Here is a 22,877-nt window from a genome sequence, read left to right on the forward strand (position 1 = left end):
TACGGACGGTTGTAATCTAAGTCGTAGAATCATCTTTATAGTAGCCAAAATACGAAAATACCACGCTAACAACAGTCATTCGCGTCTTCTGAAAAACAACGTTATTCGCTGTATCCATTCGGCTACGGGAAGTTCGGTGGGTTGGTTGGCTGTTGGCCGGTAGGCTGCCGATTGGCGTACCCGGCTCCGTGGCAATGGCGTCTGATTTAGGGATGACCAATTGCTGGGAAGCGTATAGGCTGTGATGACCCGACATCAGGAAACTAATTACGCAGGATACGGCGGCATAGGGGGCAATCTGCGCTCCGAATAATTCGATCGCTAAAATACTGGTTGCGATGGGCGTGTTGGTTGTTCCGGCTAACAGGCTCACAAAACCAATGGCTGCAAAGGTGGATTGGTCGGCCCCGACCAGGTGGGCAAAGAAACTTCCCGCCGTGGCACCGATAAACAGGATTGGTGTGATAACACTACCACTGCGGCTGATGCTGAGGGTAATGATGGTGAACAAGGCTTTCAGCAGAAATGCATACCAGTTAACCGACAACCCTTTAATGCAGTCCTCCATCAGATTCAGACCCAGTCCTAAGTAGTCCCGCGAAAACAACAGGGTCAGGCCGACCAGCACCATCCCGCCCAGTAAGCCTTTTAGGGGGCGCCAGATCGGAATGGCCTGGGTAAGGGTCGTACTTTGCTGAATGGCCCGAATCAGGGCATAGGCGCACAACCCGAAAAACAGTCCTCCGGTCAGAAGCTGTAGGAAAAAGCCCTGTCCGAAAGCCGGAACGAACGTCAGGGGGTAATAAAAAAAGGTGACACCCAGGGCTGATGAAACCTGATAGGCCGTTACGGAAGCCACAAAGGCGGGTAGTAATACGTCGTAAAAAATAACCCCAACGGCCAATACCTCGATGCCAAACAAAGCCCCCGCCACGGGAGCGCCGAAGACACAGGCAAAGCCGGCACAGAAGCCACACAAAACCATCTTCCGGCGATCAATGTCATCGACCCGAAACAGATTGGCGCACACACTGCCGATGCCCGCCCCGATCTGGGCGCACGGACTTTCTTTTCCCGCCGAACCGCCCGTCGCCAGAATGAGCACTACATTGATGACTTTAGTCGGGATGAAGCTACCCTCCAGCTTACCGTACTTGGTGTTGATGGCATCGATCAGGGCGTCGGTTCCCAAATGGCGTTTCAAGACAAACTGGCTGAGCAGATTAGCCAGAAAAAAACTGAGCGGCAGTAGATAAAAAATGTGCTGGTAGTGATTGCTCTGCTCGATGATGTAATGAAGCGAGAGAATGAAACCCGATGCGACAGTACCAACCACACAGCCAATGATACTGGCCACAACCAGCCATTTCAGGATGGAAAAAAATAAGATGAATTCGTTCGTGACCCGCATCAGGGTGTAAACTTACTAAATGTGCTCTCAGTATCGATCTTCCGTTGACCGACCACGTAGCTCACTACCTATTTTTTACCACTACTGAGCCGCTGGCAGCGTTATACAAGTTGCCGGGGTCTCGAGTTATATTGTTTTTGGTTTATAGAAACTGTTGATTTCCTGGAAAAGTAACTTAACAATTTTCATGTAAGGCATTAGAAAAGCAGTTCACTTTGCTATTTAGAAAAACAAATTGCACTCAATTTGACTAGTTACCGAGTTTTAGGAAACAAGTACATACTAAGAAGCCAGTACATACTATGGAAAACTCGGGTCCATAACTTGCAGAATACCGCCATGTATGTCTTACGTATAGGTATTTCTTATTCAGTAAAAGGCCCGGTATTACTTAAGCAATTTTTCCACCAATAATTATGTAACTCTATCATTTTAGTCTATTTCCAAATTAAGCAGTATTGAAACTTTCGCCCACTAGTAATGTTGAGTCAATATGAGATCAGTTATTGCCTTTGTGTTAGCGTGCTGGATGCTGGGTGGGAGTTTACTCCCTGGCTTCGGCATTGATCAGTCGGCCCACTGGGGCGATCTGATGCTGCACTTTCAGCAACACCGACAGACCGATCCTAGCCTGAATTTTACGGAGTTCCTCAAGATGCATTACGGAGCTAATTCTGAGCACCAGAAGCATCCGAACCATTCACACCAGAATCTTCCTTCCAGCAGTCATTCTGTCTCGGTTTACACCCCGAACGCGGTTCAGTTGGTGGCTATTTCGCCAATACAGTTGCTGATTTCAGCCAGAGCTGATTTCTTCCGCAAGGCGGACCTATATGCCTTTCTGGCGGTTTTCGCCATGATCACCCCCCCCCGAGCGTAGTTTGTAGTATGCTCCTGGCCAAAGTGCGTCCATACAAATCGTATAGTATGGTTACTCACCTGCCCCAATCGCTGTCTTTTTACGGATTATTTACTGTTCAGTAGCCTTCGAGACCGGATTTACCGCGCTCTGGGTTGTAGTTATCCTGTTCGCTTAGGCGTACTGGACACCGCTGACTAATCTCTCTCGTTGATGCCAACCGCACCAATGAGTTCTGCACCCGGCTGACCATCTTCAGCTTATTGTATACCCATTTACCCTAAAAATTCATTTCGTATGCATCTCAATGGAGCACACTGGCACCTGCTGGTGAATCACTTCCCAATTGTTGGTAGCCTGCTGACCACTATCATACTGGGCTATGGCCTCGTTCGTCGCCAAGAGTCTATTGTTCAACTCAGTTTTGGTCTGTTCATTTTAATGAGCGTCGCGACGCTGCTTACTAACCAGACGGGTGAGCGTGCGGAACATTATTTGAACTCGATCCACGCGCTCGACCGGCCACGGCTACATGTACACGAAGAAGCGGCCGACGTAGCTAATATCGGTATGTACCTGGTGGGCATCCTGTCCTTACTGGCGCTAAGCTGGCAACGAGCCCGACAACTTCGGTTTTTGCCAGGGCTGATCTTCGTTCTGTCGATCATCACCTTTGGCTTGATGGCCAACGTGGGCCGTTTGGGGGGTCTTATCAGGCACACTGAGTTGTATGAGGAATCAACTAATAGCGCCCCAACGACCAAATAGCTTTTTCATCGCGAATACCAAGTACCTATTTTATAAACAGTTCATCTTTTAACTCAATTTTATTAAGTCAATAGTTATGAAAATTCAGCGTAGTAAATTGAAAATGTGTATCGCCAGTGGTGTAGTTGTCCTGGTACTAGCCGCTCAACCTGGCCTGGCGCAAACCCGGCGTAACAGCGCAACAGCCCAGCCCAGCCCTGCCGGGACAACCCCTGCACCGGGTGTTTCATCCGGATCGGAGTTAGGTAATTACCGCAATGAAAAAGCGGATCAATGGATTCCGTTGGAAGCCGAAAAGCGGCAGGCTATTAACACCGATTTGCAGGCTACGGTGGTGGAACTGCTGGAGCTTTTTCACGACGCCAAACAATCGCACTGGAACCTGCGCGGACCACTTTATTTACCGTTGCACGAACAATTGCAGGAGTACGCGGATACGTACCGCCAACAGGCTGATCTGCTGGCCGAGCGACAGCTTCAAATCGGTATTCCAACCGACGGGCGCACCGAAACAATCGTGCAAACCGCTAGTCTGCCCAAGTTTCCGGCTGGCTTCCTGTCAGATCGGCAGGTGCTGGAGATCATGACCGAACGCATTTTTACCATCGCCAAACGCGTCCGTCAACGGGTAGAAAGCACGGCTAAAAATGGCGACGAGGTTACCTCCAATAAATTTCAGGACCTAAGTTATATGCTGGACAAGCAGGTTTGGCAGTTCCGCGTACACATGCAGTAAAGCGTCGGCTATCCGATCCCATCACTACACTACCTTTTTTTAATTAGTACACCGGTTTATTCATTACAAAAATTCAACATGAACTTCATTGATAATCCCGAAGGACTTGAGCAATGCCCATTCAGAGGCACCCGCGTAGGCGGTGCCTTGGGAACCGCCCCCCAGATTGACGATTGGTGGCCCAACCGCCTGCCGGTCGAACTGCTTCACCAGGATCAGCCAGCGGCCAATCCCCTGAGCGACGAGAGTTACAAAGAACTGTTCAACAAGATTGACTTTCCGCAACTCAAGCAGGATATCAAAGCGCTGCTCGTCGATTCGCAGGATTGGTGGCCCGCCGACTATGCCAACTATGGGCCGCAAATGATTCGCATGGCCTGGCACTCGGCGGGTACCTACCGCATTGCCGACGGACGAGGGGGCGCGGGACAAGCCATGCAGCGCTTTGCACCCATCAATTCCTGGTGGGATAACGGCAATACCGACAAGTCACGCCGGTTGCTGTGGCCCATCAAGAAAAAATACGGGGCGTCGTTGTCCTGGGCCGATCTGATTGTATTGACCGGCAACTGCGCGCTCGAAATTATGAATTTCCCTACGTTTGGCTTCGGGGGCGGACGCCGGGATGCCTGGGAGCCCGACCGCAGTACGTACTGGGGGCCTGAGTTCTGGGGCGGCAAACCCGTCGATCAGGTGCCGGCATCGGCCAACCACAAAGGCCACCCCGACGAGATGGTAAACAACAACTTGCGCTGGGTGGGTCAACCCAAAGATGCCCACTACGATCTGGAAAACCCGCTGGCCGCTACTCACCAGGCGCTGATTTACGTGAACCCGGAAGGACCGGCCAACAACGGCGATCCGCAGGATTCGGCTCGCGAAATTCGCGAATCGTTTGCCCGGATGGCCATGGGCGATGAAGAAACGGTAGCCCTGATTGCCGGTGGACACGCCTTCGGAAAGAGTCACGGCATGGTGGCCCCGGAAAAGATTGGCGCTGCTCCCGAAGCTGCCCCCATTCACGCCCAGGGCTTTGGCTGGCACAATCCGGTCGGTTCGGGCAACGGCGTAAACACCATGACGAATGGGATTGAGGGTTCCTGGACCCAGCATCCTACCCAGTGGGACAACTCGTACCTGGAAAACCTGCTCACGTTCGACTGGAAGAAGGTGGAAAGTCCGGCTGGTTCGACCCAATGGACGCCTATTGATCCAACCGCACCTAAAACGCCGGATGCCCACGTCGCTGGTCAGCTGAACAATCTGATGATGATGACCTCCGACATCGCGCTCAAAGTAGACCCGGAGTACCGCAAAATATGCGAGAAGTTCCTGTCTGATTTCGATTACTTCACGGACGCGTTTTCCCGAGCCTGGTATAAGCTGACGCACCGGGATATGGGCCCAAAAGAACGCTACCTGGGTCCCGAGGTGCCCGCCGACAACATGATCTGGCAGGACCCCCGACCCGATCGGGATTACGAGCTGATCGACGAGGCTGATATCGCTACCCTGAAGCAGCACATCCTGAACAGTGGTCTCACTGTGTCGGCGCTGGTATCGGCGGCCTGGTCGGCGGCTTCGGTGTATCGCCATTCGGACAAGCGGGGTGGTGCCAACGGGGCCCGCATCAGTCTGGAACCCCAGAACAACTGGGAACTCAACCGACCCGACGAACTGAACCGGGTGTTGCAGACATTACGCGGTATTCAGAGCGAGTTTAACAACCGCCAGTCGGGAAACAAACGCGTTTCGCTGGCTGATCTGATCGTACTGGGTGGCTGCGTGGCCGTCGAAAAAGCGGCCCATGATGCGGGCGTTGCGGTGAGCGTTCCGTTTACGCCGGGCCGCGTTGATACGACCCTGGAACTGACCGATGTGGAAAGCTTCAACTGGCTCAAGCCGGTGTCGGACGGGTTCAAGAATTACCATAATGACAACGTAGGCTACCGGGTGCCTCCCGAGCGGATCTTCCTGGATCGGGCTCAACTACTGACGCTGACCGCGCCGGAGTGGACGGTACTGGTGGGTGGCCTGCGGGTGCTGGACCAGAATTACGATTACTCGAAGCACGGGGTGTTTACGGACCGTCCGGGGCAGTTGACCAACGACTTTTTTCAGGTGTTGACCAGCATGGATTATGTGTGGTTTCCTCAGGATCCGCAGGAGATGTTCTTCAACATCCGGGATCGGAAGAGTGGCGATGTCAAGTATACGGCTACCCGGTGCGATCTGATTTTTGGGTCCAATGCGCAGCTGCGTAACATCGCTGAAGTGTACGGGGCCGATGATGCACAAGAACGTTTTGTGCATGATTTCGTGGCGGCCTGGAACAAGGTGATGATGCTAGACCGGTACGATGTCAAAGACGAATAACGTCTGGATACATAGAGACTAATGAATCAATGCCCGGTACCTCCTTGGAGTGGTATCGGGCGTTGGTTTGTGAACCTACGAAGCCGCCATTTCATCATCTGTAACCAATTGGTCTCTGACTGGCTGGTTTACCGTACCCATTGCAGGCGAACGCAACACGTAATTCATTCCTAAATAGATGGCAGATACGGGTTATATCCACCATGAACAGCATCTCCGCAGTTCAGCCATGATTTCCGACATCGTTATTGGTATGTCGGACGGATTAACGGTACCCTTTGCTTTAGCCGCAGGACTGAGCGGTGCCGTGGCCGATTCATCCCTGGTCGTTACGGCAGGTATTGCCGAAATTGTAGCCGGATCGATTGCCATGGGCCTGGGTGGCTACCTGGCGGGACGTACCGAAGCCGACCACTATGAGTCGGAACGTCGGCGTGAGATGATAGAAGTGGAAACTGTTCCCGAACGCGAAAAACAGGAAGTCCGGGAAGTCTTTGCAGAGATGGGCTTGAGTCCGGCCTTGCAAACGACTATCGCCGATGAACTGGCGAAGGATAAAACCAAGTGGGTGGACTTCATGATGCAGTATGAACTGGGGCTTGACGAGCCGGACCCCAACCGGGCCACGAAAAGTGCGCTAACCATCGGGCTTTCCTACGTAGCTGGGGGACTGGTGCCGCTATCCCCTTATTTCCTGCTTGCCAGCCCGCATGAGGCCCTGCTGTATTCGTGCGGACTGACCCTGATCTGTTTATTCGTCTTCGGCTACTTCAAGAGCAAAGTCACTGGACAGCCACCTGTTAGCGGGGCGTTTAAGGTTATGCTGATTGGTGCGTTGGCGGCTGCGGCTGCCTTTGGCGTTGCCCGTTTAATTCAATAGATTACCCGTCCCCGTACAGTCCATTTGCTATGTTATTCATCAGCAAACCACCTGATACAACATAGCCGATGCTGTGCGGTTGTTGCTGTATACGCACACGATACCGAGCGTAAGGCCATCCCTGCTTCGTAAAACGGTGTCGTTCCTCAGCGACCACCGGGCATCCTGTTAGCCAAACTAAATCAGTTAGCGGCACCTGTTTCAACGAAGTAAAGAGTTAGTTTCTGATCTACAACAGAACAGGTAGTGCCGCTCTTCTAATGTTAACTTCTGTACCGGCTACTGGTTGGGTGCTTTTATACGTACTTATCTATACTCATTATATATAGATTGTTAATTGCCACGATCTGGAATTACTCAACGTAACCATGGATAACTACTCAATCGTTTATCACTCCCTGTACTTGTATGACTCGCTATGAGTTTCTAAAATCAATGGGGTTTACGGGCGCTGCGCTGATGGCGGCCCTGACATCCTGCGTTCGGCCCGAAGATACCGTCGTTGATGCATTAACGATTCCCGGCACAACGGCTCCTGTCTCCAGTACGACTACGTCACCGACAACCACCACGGCTACATCGGGCACCACCACATCACCGTCCACGACCACCACCGCGAGTGGCGTCGACCTGAGTACCATTACAAACCGTCTGCTGACGATCGATCTAACGGCGTCGGCAGCGTCGGCGCTGAAAGCGGTTGGTGGCTATCTGGTGCAGAGTGGCATCGTGGTGGCTCAGACAAGTGCCGGTGTCTACGCAGCCGTCACTCAAACGTGCAGTCACGAACCCAAAAAGGCCATTATTTTTAACAAAACCGAGTTTTACTGCACCGTACACGGCGCCCGGTATGATCTGACGGGTAAAGGCAAAAACAGCTTTGGCAGCAAAGGAATCGCCGTGTACAAGGTCGCTATCGACGGCAAAACGCTCGTCGTTTACAGTTAAAAATCACCGTATAGTCAACGAATCAGACGTATCATGAAACTGCTGTTATTATCGCTCCTCTTCGGTCTGTTGACCATCGCGCCCACCTGGGAACTCAACTTCGATCGGGCAAAAGCCGAAGCGGCACAGGCGCATAAATTTATTTTGCTGAATTTTTCCGGATCAGACTGGTGCGGTCCCTGTATCAAACTCAAAAAAGATATTTTCGAGTCGGCTGAGTTCGGGCAGTTCGCCACCGATCACCTGGTGCTGGTGCGGGCCGATTTTCCGCGCAAGTCAAAAAACCAGTTAGACGCCAGTCAGATAACTCACAACGAGGCTCTGGCCGAGAAATACAACCCGCAGGGGAAGTTTCCGTACACGGTTTTGCTGGATGCCAACGGTCGCGTGCTGAAATCCTGGGATGGCTATCCCCAGGCGCTCACGGTCGCGTCTATGGTTGGGGAAATTCAGGCGGTTGCGTCGGTGGCTAAATGAATCAAACGCCTTGTCTCCACCAGCGCGTCCAGCGGCTCATGGGCAACCGGTTCGAGTTAAGCGTTGTCAGCCCGGATGCCGATTGGGCGAATGACTGCATCAGTGCCGCCATCGCCGAAATCAGCCGTATCGAGCGGCTACTTACTACGTATAGCGACGACAGTCAGACGGCTCGGATCAATGCAAATGCGGGGCTTCGACCCGTGCCGGTTGATGAAGAAGTCTTTGCACTGATCGAGCGGTCGCTTCGGTTGTCGGCCCTGACCCAGGGGGCGTTTGACATTACGTATGGATCGATGGATAAGCGACTCTGGAATTTTGACACGACGCTTACCGCGTTACCCGACCCCAAAATCGCCCGGCAACTGGTTCGGCTGATCAACTACCGGAACGTAGTGCTCGACGCCAAGCAGCGTACTGTTTTTCTGAAGGAGAAGGGAATGCGTCTTGGGTTTGGCGGGATTGGCAAGGGCTATGCCGCCGAGCAGGCCAAACGTATTCTGCGCGAGCGGGGCGTCGAAAGCGGCATTATTAATGCGGCTGGCGACCTGACCACCTGGGGAATGCAACCCAACGGCCAGCCCTGGACCATTGGTATCGCCGACCCTGATCAGGCCCAACACCAGGCATTTTCGTGTCTGGCTATCAGTGATATGGCCGTCGCTACGTCGGGTAGTTACGAAAAATACGCCCTGATCAACGGCAAACGATACGCCCACACGATTGATCCAAAAACGGGTTATTCGGTATCGGGTCTTAAGAGCGTAACCATCATCGCCCCGAATGCTGAACTGGCCGATGCGCTGGCGACACCCGTGATGGTAATGGGCGTTCGGGTGGGGCTGGATTTGATTAACCAGATGCGGCACATCGCCTGCATCATCATTGACGATAATGACAGGCTTTACACATCAACCAACATTCGAATCAAGGCATCTGCCGACGTCTAGCGACGTAGTCAACCTTAAGCTCATGACCGTACAAACCACGCAAAAGGCGCTGTTATTGAGCCTGCTCGTACTCTGCCTGTCGGGCTGTGTTACGGTGAAAGAATACCAGAAAAACCGCATCAACGACGCAGAAATGGAACTTTCGGCCCGGAAGTCGGAGAAGTTCGAGCAGAATTTCTATCTCTACCGGGAAGGTGCTGCCGGTGCCAATGGTGGGAAAAGTGGGGGCGGCTGCGGCTGTAATTAAAGAGCTTAAATCATGAAAAAAATCTGTATATCGGTGGGCGTTCTGCTTGGTTTACTGCGGGCAGGCTATGGCCAGTCTGTGACTCAACCGGCTTATGAGGCCCGTAAACTCAAGGTCGAGGAGATAAACCTCGTGTCGAGTTACTACCAGCAGGACGGCAACAATTCCGCCGTGACGGGGGGCATCGGTTCTGAACATTTAACCGATTTTGCCCAATCGATCGATTTGGTTCTTAAAACGACCAACCGCCGGAACCGCGAACATACACTCACGTTTGATCTTAACATCGATCATTATACATCGGCCTCATCGGACCAGATTGATCCCCTGACGGTTTCGTCGGCCTCGCGGAGCGATACGCATATTTACCCGTCAATATCCTGGGCTGTGCACAACCCGGATCAACGGACCACGAAGGGAATTGCGTTGTCGTACTCGACCGAGTATGATTACAAATCGTATGGGCTCAACCTGAATTTTGCGAAAGCGTCGGCCGATAATAACCGGGAAATAAGCTTCAAAGCGGGGGCCTTCTTCGATACGTGGAAAGTCATTCTACCCGCCGAACTCCGGCCCGAAGGCTATGGGTCCGGTGCGCACGGCGACCGGGATCCGGTGGATTATAAACCCCGTAATTCCTACAACGTCGGCGTGTCACTATCGCAGGTGATCAACAAACGGTTGCAGGCCTTTCTAACCATAGAGCCCGCTTTCCAGCAGGGATTGCTGAGTACGCCTTTTCACCGCATGTATTTTCAGGACGGCTCCGAAACCGTGGAGCGCTTACCGGGAAATCGGCTAAAACTGCCCATCGGTTTCCGGTTGCACTACTTCATGGGCGACCGGGTTATTGTTCGGGCGTTTTATCGGTATTTCATCGACGACTGGGGCATGCAGGCGCATACCGTCAATCTGGAAACGCCTATCAAACTAACCTCCTTTGTGTCGGTGAGCCCGTTCTACCGATTTAGTCACCAGACGGCTGTCCGGTATTTTGCGGCTTACGGTCAGCATCGCTCAACCGATACGTATTATACGAGCGACTACGACATTTCGGGGTTTAACAGTCAATTTATAGGAACGGGCATCCGGCTGGCACCGCCGGGGGGCCTGCTGGACATTGGTCCCTGGCAGAGTGTCGAACTACGCTATGGGCACTACGTCCGCACTACGGGGATGGTCGCCAATAGCTTAACGTTATTGGCCAAGCTAAAGTAGAAATATAGAGTTTAAATAATTTGGGGTTGAATAAGCGGTAACCTGTTTTGAAGAGAGTTGAGTACGAAGCAGATACCTAGCCATCAATGAAGCTGTTCAATTTAATAGGTTGCTACTCTTCTCTCTGCACAAGTATCTTATCCGTATTACTTACTGTCTATTGCCATTTATATTGATTCGCACCAACGCATGGCACAAAAAAAGCACTTAACATTTTCGTTAAGTGCTTGATTATTAAGAGCCTCCTATAGGACTTGAAATTTATTTGTAAATAGTTGACAATTAGTAATTTAGATATGTGTGGGGGAGTAGAGGACAAATAGTCTAGTAGAGGGCGATAGTTCAAACTATTTATTATTGTGCGGGACAGGCATAGCACCACAACACTAACTTTGTAATAAATTGAGTGGCCTGTATTGATTCAACTTGGTCTGGTCAGAGCCGGGCGCGTGGTTCCCCCAACCTATTTTTATTGAGCAGTCCGTGACGCTAATGACTTATTTCTTTTGCAAAAACTCTTGTACTGCTCGCTCTAGTTTTTCAATACGTTGCTGCTGAGACTGGTCACGTTGTCTAGTGTCTTGGCTGGCCTTTTCCAGTCGAATTGTGTATAAAGTCAGCTCTTCGATCTTTTCTAGCAGTAAGCTATTCATCTTCACCAAGTCAATACCGTCTTGTTGTACTTGTTCGGCTGAAGGAATACCCGGTAAATGTCCCTGCTGGTTCACATAAGCTGCTACGTCGTCTATCGGCCGTAGTTGGTAGGTAGGGCTGAATACTTTATCGCTCCATTGGCTAACATCGCTGATGCGTAACTGGTAGCGGGCTTTAATGACATCACCCTGCGCATTAACTGTTAAAAAGGCATCTGTTGACTGATCGGTTGGGCTGTTAGACGTTAAATCCGCCAGTCGAAAACCAGATTTGTCAGCCTGTCCACTTCTAACATGAAGTCGGACAGCAGGTGCAGAGATACCAATACCAACATTGACTCCGTTACCAAGTACCATTGCATTACTAGTGGCTACATATGAGCCAGCACCGATAGCCGTCGCGTTATGCAAACCGTCTTCAGCCTGGCTGTTGTAGCCCATTAGCACGTTGTCGCTACCATCTGTAATCGTTCTCCCCGATGTAGGGCCAATAATGATGTTGTTACTGCCGGTCGTTACGTTCTTTCCTGATTCAAACCCCAGAAAAGTATTATTAGCACCGGTAGTGTTGCTGTTACCTGCGTCAGTACCAAAGAAGCTATTAGCAGAGCCTGCATTATTTTTAAAACCCGAACCTGTACCTATGAAACAGTTGGCTGAACCAGTTGTATTACTATAGCCTGTAGTATTACCTAGGAAGCAATTGAGGAATCCATTAGTATTGTTAAATCCGGCCCTGCTACCTATGAAGCTGTTCAAACCACTTACCGTATTGTAGCCTGCATCAGCACCTATAAACGTGTTGCCTTGAGCAGTGGTAGTAGTGTATCCTGCTCCAGATCCTACGAATGTATCGAGGACTCCCGACGTCAAGTTATAGCCGGCCCGATAGCCTATAATCGAATTATCGATTCCATTTATACTGTTGCTACCGGCCTGGGGTCCCACCAACGTATTATTAGTACCGGTCGAATATGCGTTGGCTGCATTAGCCACATAATTGGTCTGTGCTCTAGGTGAAATCGAAGCAGATAGACTTAATGCTAAAATGTATAGTAATCTCATAGACAACTGATCAAATAGTGTTCTGCAAATGAATCCAGTATAGCGCAATTAATATGCTTTCAATATATGAAATGTTAAAATTTAGCTACGTCAATTTTGACACGGTCTTTTCTTGCCTAGGCTAGCGGTTGGTAAATGTCTTTCTTTTGAATAGTTTACCTGCCCCTCCCTCTATAAATCTATTTCGTAGTTCGTCCCTCTCCGGTACTCAATTCCAGCCTGTATGCAGTTCGGTCAATTGTGTCTTATTAAATGCAAACAGTGGCGGCCATTGTTTTCCTTTCAGATAATCCTTCAGTCATCATAGCGGATTTTTGAACTGATTGTCGTGGGCATTGTGGATATTATGAGCCATGTAGTAGCATTGCCTATCTAAGTTGGCCCCAACCTGTTTTATACTCAGGAATTGCGTTGCTACTCTGCTAAATATAGGTCGGGCGGTACTGTATAGATTCTATAAAAAAAGGTTAATTCGTTTTAGAGTGATTTCACTCTAAAACGAATTAACCTAAATACCTTCTGTGAGCCTCCTATAGGACTTGAACCTACGACCCCTTCATTACGAATGAAGTGCTCTACCAGCTGAGCTAAGGAGGCTTATTACTGCTGTGCAGTAGCTTTTGGGAATGCAAATATAACAGAGTTGAATTTAAGAACGCAAGTATCCGTTCTATTTTTGGTAAATTTGCAACCATGATTTCCATTACGAACCTGTCGTACTACCTCGGTAGCCGGGCTTTATACGAAAATGCCTCGTTACACATTAAGCCAAACCAGAAAATCGGCCTGATCGGTCTCAATGGTACGGGCAAATCAACACTACTGCGCATTATCAACGGTGAGTACCAGCCTGATGGGGGTATTATTTCCAAAGCGGGAGATGTGTCCATTGGCTTTCTGAATCAGGATTTGCTATCCTACCAGACCGATGACTCCATTCTCTCCGTAGCCATGCAGGCGTTTGCCCGGCAAAATGAATTGCAAATCAAGATCGAGGAACTGCTCCACAAAATGGAGACGGACTACACGGACGATCTGGTCGATAAATTAGGAAAGGCGCAGGAAGAGTTCGATGCGCTTGATGGCTACACAATCCAGTCTCGGGCAGAGGAAATTCTGGAGGGGCTGGGCTTCTCGACGGACGATCTGGCTAAGCCACTCAAGCTGTTCTCCGGGGGCTGGCGGATGCGGGTAATGCTCGCCAAACTACTGCTGGAAAAGCCATCTTTGCTGATGCTTGATGAACCGACCAACCACTTGGACTTACCGTCCATTCAGTGGGTTGAAAAATACGTTCAGAACTACGAGGGGTCCGTTATTGTCGTTTCTCACGACAGAGAATTCGTTGACAACGTGGTTGATACCATTGTAGAAGTGTCAGGAGCCAAGCTGAATTATTACGCTGGTGATTACTCGTACTACATGGAGGAAAAATCGCTGCGGAACGAGATTCAGAAGGGAGCATTTGAAAACCAGCAGGCTAAAATCCGCCAGACGGAACGCTTTATTGAACGCTTTAAAGCGAAGGCTTCGAAGGCTAAGCAGGCCCAGAGCCGGGTGAAGCAGCTGGAACGAATGGAACTGGTCGATGATGTGATCGACAGCAGTGCGCGGGTTAACTTTAAGTTTAACTTCTCGCAGCAGCCCGGTCGCCATATTCTGCACTTAGATGATATCTCGAAGGCCTACGGGGAGAAACGAATTCTGACGCATTCTACGGCCCGGCTCGAACGGGGCGATAAAGTTGCCCTGATTGGGGCCAACGGACGGGGAAAGTCTACGCTGCTGCGCATCATTTCGGGCTCCGAACCCATCAATGGCGAGCGCGTTTTGGGTTACAACGTTTCGTTCAGTTTCTACGCCCAGCACCAGCTGGAATCGCTTCGGGTAGAGGATTCGATGCTGGAAGAGCTTAAACAGGCCAACCCGACCAAGTCGGATGGTGAACTGCGTGGCGTATTGGGTTGCTTTTTGTTCTCGGGCGATGATGTGTTCAAGAAGATCAAAGTGCTGTCGGGGGGCGAAAAGTCGCGAGTAGCGCTGGCGAAAGTGCTGCTTTCTCAGGCCAACTTCCTGCTGTTGGATGAACCGACCAACCACCTCGACATGCAATCGGTTAATATCCTGATTCAGGCGCTGCAACAGTATGAAGGCACGTACGTGGTTGTTTCCCACGATCGCTATTTTGTCTCGCAGATTGCCAACAAGATCTGGTACATAGAAGACGAGCAGATTAAAGAGTATCCTGGTACGTATGATGAATACGAGTGGTGGCAGGAAGAGCGTAAAGCGCAGGGTATCGGTACGGGTAAGCAGCCCGCCGAAAATCCGAAGACGCAGCATGTAACCAGTCCGGCACCCGCCACCAATGGTCAGTTGCCGAACGGCAACGGTCAGAAGCCAGCCAGCGGTCGGGCATCGGACGATGAACGCAGAGAGTGGCAGAAAACGCATAAAAATCTGACCCGTCAGGCCGAAGAAGCCGAAACAAAAATCGGTCAGCTGGAAGGCCGGAAAAAGAAACTCGAAGCTGAACTGGCCGATCCGGCTACCTATGGCGACGATAAACTGATGCAGGCTAAAAACGACGAGTACCGACACGTGACCGCCCAAATCAATCAGTTGCAGGACGAGTGGGAAAATGCTATGCTCGAAGCCGAAGAGTGGGAGAAGAAGCTGAATTAACGAATAGATAGCAGGTAGATAAATGGGAAGTGGCTGGTACGTGATAAGCACACGTACCAGCCACTTCCCATTTATCTACCTGCTATCTACTGAAGCCTATTTTTCGTATGAAAAGCCCTTCGGATTTTCGCTCAGTCGGTCAGCCTGGGCCAATTGTTCGGTGTGATCGAATGTCTGCGTAACCGTTTTGTGAATGCCTTTGCAGATCGTGTCCAGCGGGAGGTCATTGTCATCGATACCGAACGGGTTTTCTATTTCTTCGGCAATAACTTCCAGGCTGGCAAGTACGTAAAAAACGAATACCACGAGCGGGATCACCAGAAAATGGAGGTTCGATACGTAGCCGAAGGGTAGGGTAAGGCAGTACATAAAGATAAACTTCTTGATAAATGAGCTGTACGAAAACGGGATAGGCGTGTTTTTAATCCGCTCGCAGGCACCGCAAACGTCCATCAGCGATTGAATCTCCGGATTAAGCAGCAACAGGTGTTCGGGCAATAGTACTCCCTGCCGTTGCAAGTCGTTCATTCTGCCGAAAATCGACATCGCAATCTGCTGCGGAACGTGCTCACTCAGGCGCAGATTCTTTATGCCAAACAATGCACTTTCTGTAAACTCGGACTCGACAGGGTGCTGACGCAAATGATTTTTCAGCGCATAAGCGAAATTGGGGATCATGGCCCGAAAAAACTGACGGGCATCAACCTGCACAGGCTCCAGTAACTGATCCATCTTGAGCGCCATATTTCGGCTGTTATTCACCAGAGAGCCCCATAATTTTCGACCTTCCCACCAGCGGTCATAAGCGGTGTTGGTGCGAAACACCAGCAGCATCGAAATAACGAAACTTAGCAGCGTATGCATGAGCGAGAAGTTCTTGAGGTGGGCGTTATCGCTCAACCCCATGGACTCGATGATGTAAACGACAATAAACGAATAAACGCCAACCATCACCAGAATGGGTAATAGCTTGCGAACCGTATCGGCCCGGTTAAACGTGATAATAAACCGGAACCAGTCTTTTGGATTATAATTGACCATAGATGTGCTGCGTAACCGCCAGGCTTACGGCATTTTGCTGAAGTTATCAACAGTCGGGCGTAACGAATGTTAATAAGGTTGTATAATTCGATCAGGGCAATGGCGTTCATGCAGTATACTAAAAACAGATTGATGCGTAATTCCGTAAAAATTGTTACCGTTCTGTTCTGCCTAATGCCGGCATTGTCTTTACGGGCCCAGCAACTTCAAACCATTGACCACATTTACGATCCCAAAATTGAGACTGTGCTCCTGTTTCCGCAAGTCAGTACCAATCAGCTGGACCCGGCGCTTACGCTCAACCCACCCGTTATCTCACTCGATGAGTCTGTTCCCCTCCAGCTTGAATTCGATGATCTGACGGCCAATTACCGGTCCTTTCGGGCGCGGCTGATTCATTGCAACGCCGATTGGCAACGGTCAATTCTGAACGATATCGAGTTTACCTACGAATACAACGATAACCCGATTACCGACTACCAGATTTCGATCAATACCAAGATTTCCTATTACCACTACCGGTTTACCTTGCCGCGGGTAAAGTTACCCGGTAACTATGTGCTGGTCGTGTACGATGAGCGCAATCGGAACAACATCCTGTTTACGCGTCGGTTTTGCACGTACCAAAACCGGGTAACGGTGGCGGCTGCTGTTCACTTTTCGTCCAACCCGGCTCGCCAGTTCAGCGATCAGCAAATTGATATGACCCTGAATTACAAAGGCTACCAGGTTATTTCACCCCAGGACGACTTTAAGGTCGTTATCCGCCAGAATTACCGCGACGATCGGGAAATCCGGGGTCTCCGGCCAACCAACGTGCAGGCATTCGAACAGGTGCTGGAATACCGGTTGATTGATCAGAGTAATACCATGCCGGGTGGCAATGAGTTTCGCTTTTTCGACACCCGGACTATCCTGTCCCGCGCCAATTACATCGACCGCATCGACCGCCCCGCCGACCGTAACATTGCCTATGTGCAGGTCGATCAGCCGCGCAACCAGGGCGTTTATATTCAAAGCGACGATTTCAACGGGCAGTTCGTGATCGATCACCGGGAAACAGGGAACGGGGCAACGAACGCCGATTATATTGAAACGGTTTTTACGCTCAAGATGCCGGAAGTATCGGGGTTTGATGTGTACGTAAACGGAGCGTTAAACTTCTGGCAACTCACCGATCGGAACCGCATGACCTATGACCCCCTGTTGAGCGCTTACCGGGCTACGATGCTGCTGAAACAGGGCGTCTATAACTACGATTACACCGTTGGCACAACCGGACCGCAACCAAAAGTGGATGAGAACTTCATTGAAGGAAGCTTCTCATCCACCGAAAACGACTACGAAATATTTATCTACCATCGTCCGCCAGCTTCCCGCGCCGATCAGCTGATTGCTTATCGGCGGGTAGGGGTGAACAAACGAAAATAACGCGGACAGGACCGTGGCCGTCCGAGCGGTTCACATTAGGTTAGGCGCTGTGCAGGAACTCCATAATGTCGCCGTCCTGCACGATGTATTCTTTTCCTTCGACAGACAGTTTTCCGGCTTCCCGAACACCGGCTTCAGTTTTGAACTGTGCGAAGTCGGGAAGTTTCATGACCTGCGCCCGAATGAATTTCCGCTCGAAATCGGAGTGAATGACACCGGCCGCCTGGGGCGCTTTCCAGCCCCGGTGAATTGTCCAGGCGCGAACCTCTTTGACACCCGCCGTGAAGTACGTGATCAGACCCAGCAATTTGTAAGAAGCTTTGATCAATTTACTCAAACCCGACTCGGTCAGACCATATTCACCCAGGAAAAGCTCGCGTTCTTCGGGGTCTTCCATTTCGGCAATCTGCGACTCGATACCCGCGCTAATGACGATTACTTCTGCCCCTTCATCTTTCACCGCTTCACGAAGAGCGTCTGAATACTGGTTGCCTTGTGGCAGAGACCCTTCATCGACGTTAGCGACGTAGATAACGGGCTTCACGGTCATCAGAGAAATGTCACCAATGGCGGCTTCGGCATCTTCGGGCGATACCTGAACCGTACGGGCACTTTTCCCCGATTCGAGCGCTGTTTTGTAAAGCTTCAGAATTTCCAGTTCGGCTTTCGCTTTGGCGTCGCCCACGCGAGCGGCCTTGTCGATCCGCTGAATCTTTTTATCGACCGAGTCCAGATCTTTTAGTTGAAGTTCGGCGTCGATAATTTCTTTGTCCGACACGGGGTCAACCTTGCCCTCAACGTGCACAATGTTGTCGTCTTCAAAACACCGGACAACGTGCACGATGGCATCTACCTCTCGGATATTGGCCAAAAACTTATTGCCCAGTCCAGCACCCTGGCTGGCTCCTTTGACCAACCCTGCAATGTCGACAAACTCGATAATAGTTGGCACTACGCGCTGGGGCTTTACCAGTCCTTCGAGCGTATCCAGTCGTTCGTCGGGCACCGTCACTACCCCCACGTTGGGTTCTATTGTACAGAACGGGTAGTTGGCGGCTTCGGCCTTCCCGCTCGATATTGCATTAAACAGCGTCGATTTACCCACGTTAGGCAAACCCACGATTCCACATTGAAGTCCCATAAAGAATTGTGAAAGAGCAAAAGAGTGAAAGAGCGAAAAAGCAGGGCGAACTAATCGCTCTTTCACTCTTTTGCTCTTTCGCTCTTTATTATTTTCTGCAAAAATACAACCGCAACGGCGGACCACAAAAAAAGCCTTCGGCATAGATAGGCCGAAGGCTACGGATGTGGTTGGTAAGAAGACTGATGTATTGGGCAAAAAAATGAGTAGTAAAGTCTAATTCATTCGTAAATGGTAAAGGAGTCGCTCGCGGTCGTCCGGTATAGATTGATCGTATTTATTCCCACTTCAGTTCACTGGCGAAATCGTCCTGCTCATCCCGTTCGCGCTGAACGAACTGCGAGAAATCAACTTCGGGCATCAGTTCGGTTTTAACGTGGTCGACCGTTTCCTGGAGGGCTTCAACAAACTTGTCAAAGTCTTCTTTGTAGAGGAACATCTTATGCTTTTCGTACACAAATCCCTCGCCCTGTGGGTGCCGCCGGCTTTCAGTAATTGTTAAATAATAGTCGTTCGTGCGGGTTGACTTAACATCAAAAAAATACGTTCGTTTACCCGCCCGAACCCGCTTTGAATAAATCTTTTCCCGTTCTTTTTCGTCCACAATTCAATAGGTTTAGTCAGTTCACGGGCGCTAAAGTACGTTCAATCAGAATAGAACAAAATAAATGAACTCAAATATATTTTGTGGCGAAATAGCCACAAAAACGGACGTGTTTGTGGAGGCCGTTCCACAGTTTTTTGGCTAAATGCTTGGTTATAAAGCTCGTGAAGACTATCTTTGTTTTACAGGAATTGTACTTTTTGGGGGCGTACGGTAGGTAGCACAATAGTAAATACACCTTACGTCTATTTTTTCACGTAACCAAGAGCTGTATGAGTTTAATCGTGTCCCTTATGTTGTTTTTCGGCAACATGAAACCGGCGGAGGCTCTCCCGAGCCTCATACAGAAAGGCAAAGCGTCTTTTTATTCCAAGAAGTTTAATGGTCGGAAGACCGCCTATGGCGAGCGCGTTAGCTCAGAATCCCTCGAAGGAGCCCATCTTAACCTGCCCTTGAATACGTTGGTGGAGGTGACAAACCTCGACAACCAACGATCCGTAGTTGTACGAATCAATGATCGGGGGCCTTTTGCCAAAGGCCGTGTCATTGATATTACCCTTGCCGCAGCGCATGCCCTGGGTATGGTTTCCAAAGGAATCGCGAATGTGTCGCTCCGTGTTGTCGGCAAAAGTCAGGCAATTGCCATGTCACCCTCTGCTTTCACAACACCCGTTGCTTTTCAGTCCATGCTAGAGCCCGTTATGTAAACCAGTTCTGGCTTTCTTATCAGATCCGTTCGATATTTCCCTGTGCAATTCCTGCCTGAGATGTCGAACGGTTTCTTTTTTGCGTTAGATTCAAAGAGCGAACGAGTAAAGGAGCGAACGAGTGAAAATTTCCGCGCCAGCTTTTCGCTCGTTCACCTTTTGAAGTTTATGAAACAACCCCTTAATCTTAGCCAAGTACGTTCGTTCGGGAACGTTGAATTTTTGGCTCGTCAATTGGTCGAAGGATTTATTACAGGGCTCCATAAATCTCCCTTCCATGGTTTCTCGGTCGAGTTCGCCGAACACCGGCTCTACAATACCGGTGAAACCACCCGGTATATCGACTGGAAGGTATTTGGGAAGACCGAAAAGCTATTTGTCAAACGTTACGAAGAGGAAACGAACCTGCGCTGTCACCTATTGATCGATACCTCGTCGTCAATGTATTATCCGGAAGCTGACTACGGGAAGATGACATTCAGTGTAATGGCATCGGCCTGCCTGGCCTTCATGCTCCAGCGCCAGAAAGATGCCGTTAGCCTGACGACCTTCGCCGATCAGATTGACTTGCAGACACAGGTAAAATCAACGCCTTCGCACGTGCATAAGCTGTTTACTCAGCTGGACTTGCTCATGCAGCAACCCAAACCGCTACGCAGAACCTCGGCCGCCGATGTAATTCACCAGGTAGCCGAGAAGATCAACAAACGGTCGCTGGTTGTTATTTTCAGTGACATGTTCGACAATAGCGAAAAGGCCGACGCACTGTTTTCGGCCCTCCAGCATTTGCGTCATAACATGCACGAGGTATTGCTATTTCACGTAACGGACAAAAAAACGGAGGAGGATTTCGCTTTTGATGAACGCCCTTACGAGTTCATTGATCTTGAAACGGGAGAGAAAGTAAAACTTCAACCAGGCCAGGTACGCGAAACGTACCAGCAAGCCGTGAAAACCTATTTTCAGGAGTTAAAAATGCGTTGCGGCCAATACAAAATCGACTTCATCGAGGCCGATATTGCGCAAGGCTTCGACCAGATCTTACAGGCTTATCTGGTGAAGCGAACTAAAATGAGGTAACGCAGACAGGGTTGAGGCCGCCCGCGTAGCCCGCATCACTTTTTTACGCTTGCTTTGGCTGAAGCGACCGGCTTTTTAGCCGCTTGTTGCCGTTTGTGGAATAGCACAAAATCTTCAATCTGCTCGACTGGTAGCTTGCGGGCAATAATTTTCTTGTCCTTTTCGAGCACGTATACGGTTGGCGTAGTCCAGACGTCATACTGTTTTCGGTAGTCGGTGCGGAGCGTATAATCGTAGCCGTTAATGGCATTGCCGAGTTTGAATTCCCGGATAAATTTCTTCCATTCTTCCGGGCTTTGATCAATCGCAATAGCGACGACTTCCACGCCTTTGCCTTTGTAATCATCCACAAATTTCTTGAGCTTAGGCGCACTCTCGCGGCAATGCCCGCACGTAGGAGAGTAGAAAAAGACAACGGTATAGTCGGCTTTAACCGACTGAAAAGCAATTGGTCGACGCAGGGTATCGCTGATGACGGGCGGCACAAAGGCTTTTCCGATTAAGTTCGGCTTCATCGTAGCCACCCGTTCGCCAATGCTTTTCAGCGTCGACGAATCCGAAACCGTCATCACGCCCGTCTTGTAGTATTTCTCGAACATGTGCACAAACAGGCCGTCGGTCCCCATTACTTTGGGCTGTTCATACTGGCTTGTAATGTAATAAATGGTGTAGTACTTAATCTCTTTATTCTTACCCGCTATGGCCTTATTGACCAAAAAGTCAGCCTCTTTAATGAGCGAGTCGGGGACCTGCACGGTTAGCTCTTTGATGTACCGCTCGATTTTGCGCTGCATAATAGGTGTTCTGACGAAACGCTCATCGGCGAAGTCGTAATCATCCCAAAAATGCTGCTTGAAATAGTTGAATACCCAGATCGAATCGGGCCGGCCGTTGGCGGCTTTGGGAGCGGGCGGTACATCGGGCTCGGCGGTCGCTTTAAGCAGTTTGACCGCAAACGTACCCGGATTATCCTGGAGGAATTTGGCTCGGTACTCGTTGGCTTGTTTTTGCAGGTCAATCAATTGCTTGTTGGCCAGGGACGTTGACGCGGCATCACTGCGTTGTTTCTTCTGCATGGTCAGCGCCTGGGCTTCTTCTGATAATTTGCCAAGCTGCTGCTGATACCCGTAAAAAATCTCATTTTCCTTGGACCCCGTTATCTTCATGTTTTTGATAACATCGGCGGTGTCGGTCTCAAACGAGAATTGCTGATCGGCGGTCATTAAAAACTCAATGTACCGGTTCTTGGGTGTTACCACGATAAAAAGGCCTTCGGGTAAGGTCTTTTTTCCTTCGAAAACCATATTCCCCTCGCCATCTACCCGGGCTGTATCTTTGGTTATGTATTGGGTTGAGCCAAAATAGTGGGCCAGCACACAGGTTGTGTCTTTCAGGCCCTTAATGCGACCGGTTATTTTGAAGCCTTCGCTGGTTGTTGGCGATGCAGATTGCGCCCAGGCTTGCGGCAGTAAAGCTAACCCAAGCAGGGTGGTTACAAGGAGATTTTTCATACAGGGTGGTCCGTATCTTCGCAGCGGAATAAAGTCAAATTTACGGTATTTTGCTGGTACGTTTGTTATCTATCAAAACGCTTGCCACG

The 22,877-nt window shown here is 50.1% G+C and carries 20 protein-coding genes and 1 tRNA gene; 14 read left to right on the plus strand and 7 right to left on the minus strand.

Features of this window, described 5'->3' with window-relative positions:
- Positions 1 to 16 precede the first annotated feature (16 nt).
- On the minus strand, positions 17 to 1,411 hold the full coding sequence (locus ACYU87_RS22615) for a chloride channel protein (RefSeq protein WP_461136382.1): 1,395 nt from the start codon (positions 1,409 to 1,411) through the stop codon (positions 17 to 19).
- A gap of 493 nt (positions 1,412 to 1,904) precedes the next feature.
- Between ACYU87_RS22615 and ACYU87_RS22620 the strand changes: the two genes are divergently transcribed.
- From ACYU87_RS22620 to ACYU87_RS22665, 10 genes are all read left to right on the plus strand, one after another.
- On the plus strand, positions 1,905 to 2,291 hold the full coding sequence (locus ACYU87_RS22620) for a hypothetical protein (protein WP_461136383.1): 387 nt from the start codon (positions 1,905 to 1,907) through the stop codon (positions 2,289 to 2,291).
- A 276-nt stretch (positions 2,292 to 2,567) separates the two neighbouring features.
- Entirely contained in the window at positions 2,568 to 3,038 is a 471-nt protein-coding gene (locus tag ACYU87_RS22625) for a DUF2231 domain-containing protein (RefSeq protein ID WP_461136384.1), read from the plus strand.
- A 76-nt stretch (positions 3,039 to 3,114) separates the two neighbouring features.
- Positions 3,115 to 3,774 carry a Dps family protein gene (locus tag ACYU87_RS22630; RefSeq protein ID WP_461136385.1) on the plus strand — a complete coding sequence of 220 codons (660 nt, stop codon included), beginning with the start codon at positions 3,115 to 3,117 and terminating at the stop codon, positions 3,772 to 3,774.
- 78 nt (positions 3,775 to 3,852) lie between these two features.
- Entirely contained in the window at positions 3,853 to 6,150 is a 2,298-nt protein-coding gene (katG, locus tag ACYU87_RS22635) for a catalase/peroxidase HPI (RefSeq protein WP_461136386.1), read from the plus strand.
- A 178-nt stretch (positions 6,151 to 6,328) separates the two neighbouring features.
- The gene (locus ACYU87_RS22640; protein WP_461136387.1) at positions 6,329 to 7,030 is read left to right on the plus strand and encodes a VIT1/CCC1 transporter family protein; all 702 of its coding nucleotides are present in this window, start codon (positions 6,329 to 6,331) and stop codon (positions 7,028 to 7,030) included.
- A 408-nt stretch (positions 7,031 to 7,438) separates the two neighbouring features.
- The gene (locus ACYU87_RS22645; RefSeq protein WP_461136388.1) at positions 7,439 to 7,978 is read left to right on the plus strand and encodes a Rieske (2Fe-2S) protein; all 540 of its coding nucleotides are present in this window, start codon (positions 7,439 to 7,441) and stop codon (positions 7,976 to 7,978) included.
- A gap of 33 nt (positions 7,979 to 8,011) precedes the next feature.
- A complete protein-coding gene (locus tag ACYU87_RS22650) occupies positions 8,012 to 8,455 on the plus strand; it encodes a thioredoxin family protein (RefSeq protein ID WP_461136389.1) in 444 nt (147 codons plus the stop codon).
- Positions 8,452 to 9,405, plus strand: coding sequence for an FAD:protein FMN transferase (locus ACYU87_RS22655; protein ID WP_461136390.1), 954 nt, complete (start codon positions 8,452 to 8,454; stop codon positions 9,403 to 9,405). The genes ACYU87_RS22650 and ACYU87_RS22655 overlap by 4 nt, the downstream gene beginning before the upstream one ends.
- A 22-nt stretch (positions 9,406 to 9,427) precedes the next feature.
- Positions 9,428 to 9,652, plus strand: a complete 225-nt coding sequence (locus ACYU87_RS22660; protein WP_461136391.1) for a DUF4266 domain-containing protein — start codon at positions 9,428 to 9,430, stop codon at positions 9,650 to 9,652.
- A 12-nt stretch (positions 9,653 to 9,664) separates the two neighbouring features.
- On the plus strand, positions 9,665 to 10,870 hold the full coding sequence (locus ACYU87_RS22665) for a DUF3570 domain-containing protein (protein ID WP_461136392.1): 1,206 nt from the start codon (positions 9,665 to 9,667) through the stop codon (positions 10,868 to 10,870).
- Between the two features lie 497 nt (positions 10,871 to 11,367).
- On the opposite strand, the gene ACYU87_RS22670 is transcribed toward ACYU87_RS22665, so the two are convergent.
- Positions 11,368 to 12,588: a hypothetical protein gene (locus ACYU87_RS22670; protein WP_461136393.1), complete on the minus strand. Its 1,221-nt coding sequence runs from the start codon at positions 12,586 to 12,588 to the stop codon at positions 11,368 to 11,370.
- Between the two features lie 524 nt (positions 12,589 to 13,112).
- Positions 13,113 to 13,185 (minus strand) — tRNA-Thr (locus tag ACYU87_RS22675).
- A 96-nt stretch (positions 13,186 to 13,281) separates the two neighbouring features.
- Here ACYU87_RS22675 and ACYU87_RS22680 point away from each other — a divergent pair.
- A complete protein-coding gene (locus ACYU87_RS22680; protein WP_461136394.1) occupies positions 13,282 to 15,273 on the plus strand; it encodes an ABC-F family ATP-binding cassette domain-containing protein in 1,992 nt (663 codons plus the stop codon).
- Positions 15,274 to 15,369: 96 nt separating this feature from the next.
- On the opposite strand, the gene ACYU87_RS22685 is transcribed toward ACYU87_RS22680, so the two are convergent.
- Entirely contained in the window at positions 15,370 to 16,314 is a 945-nt protein-coding gene (locus ACYU87_RS22685) for a bestrophin family protein (protein WP_461136395.1), read from the minus strand.
- A gap of 174 nt (positions 16,315 to 16,488) precedes the next feature.
- On the opposite strand from ACYU87_RS22685, the gene ACYU87_RS22690 reads away from it, so the two are divergent.
- Positions 16,489 to 17,745 (plus strand): type IX secretion system plug protein, encoded by a 1,257-nt coding sequence (locus ACYU87_RS22690; RefSeq protein WP_461136539.1) that lies wholly within the window; start codon positions 16,489 to 16,491, stop codon positions 17,743 to 17,745.
- 40 nt (positions 17,746 to 17,785) lie between these two features.
- On the opposite strand, the gene ychF is transcribed toward ACYU87_RS22690, so the two are convergent.
- Complete coding sequence (ychF, locus tag ACYU87_RS22695) at positions 17,786 to 18,886, minus strand: redox-regulated ATPase YchF (protein ID WP_461136396.1); 1,101 nt, start codon at positions 18,884 to 18,886, stop codon at positions 17,786 to 17,788.
- A gap of 277 nt (positions 18,887 to 19,163) precedes the next feature.
- Positions 19,164 to 19,490 (minus strand): DUF3276 family protein, encoded by a 327-nt coding sequence (locus ACYU87_RS22700; RefSeq protein ID WP_461136397.1) that lies wholly within the window; start codon positions 19,488 to 19,490, stop codon positions 19,164 to 19,166.
- A gap of 272 nt (positions 19,491 to 19,762) precedes the next feature.
- Between ACYU87_RS22700 and ACYU87_RS22705 the strand changes: the two genes are divergently transcribed.
- Entirely contained in the window at positions 19,763 to 20,197 is a 435-nt protein-coding gene (locus tag ACYU87_RS22705; RefSeq protein WP_461136398.1) for a septal ring lytic transglycosylase RlpA family protein, read from the plus strand.
- Positions 20,198 to 20,365: 168 nt separating this feature from the next.
- On the plus strand, positions 20,366 to 21,277 hold the full coding sequence (locus ACYU87_RS22710) for a DUF58 domain-containing protein (RefSeq protein ID WP_461136399.1): 912 nt from the start codon (positions 20,366 to 20,368) through the stop codon (positions 21,275 to 21,277).
- Positions 21,278 to 21,312: 35 nt separating this feature from the next.
- Here ACYU87_RS22710 and ACYU87_RS22715 read toward each other — a convergent pair whose 3' ends face one another.
- The gene (locus ACYU87_RS22715) at positions 21,313 to 22,788 is read right to left on the minus strand and encodes a thioredoxin-like domain-containing protein (RefSeq protein WP_461136400.1); all 1,476 of its coding nucleotides are present in this window, start codon (positions 22,786 to 22,788) and stop codon (positions 21,313 to 21,315) included.
- Between the last annotated feature and the right edge of the window lie 89 nt (positions 22,789 to 22,877).

The organism is Spirosoma lituiforme, assembly GCF_054776635.1.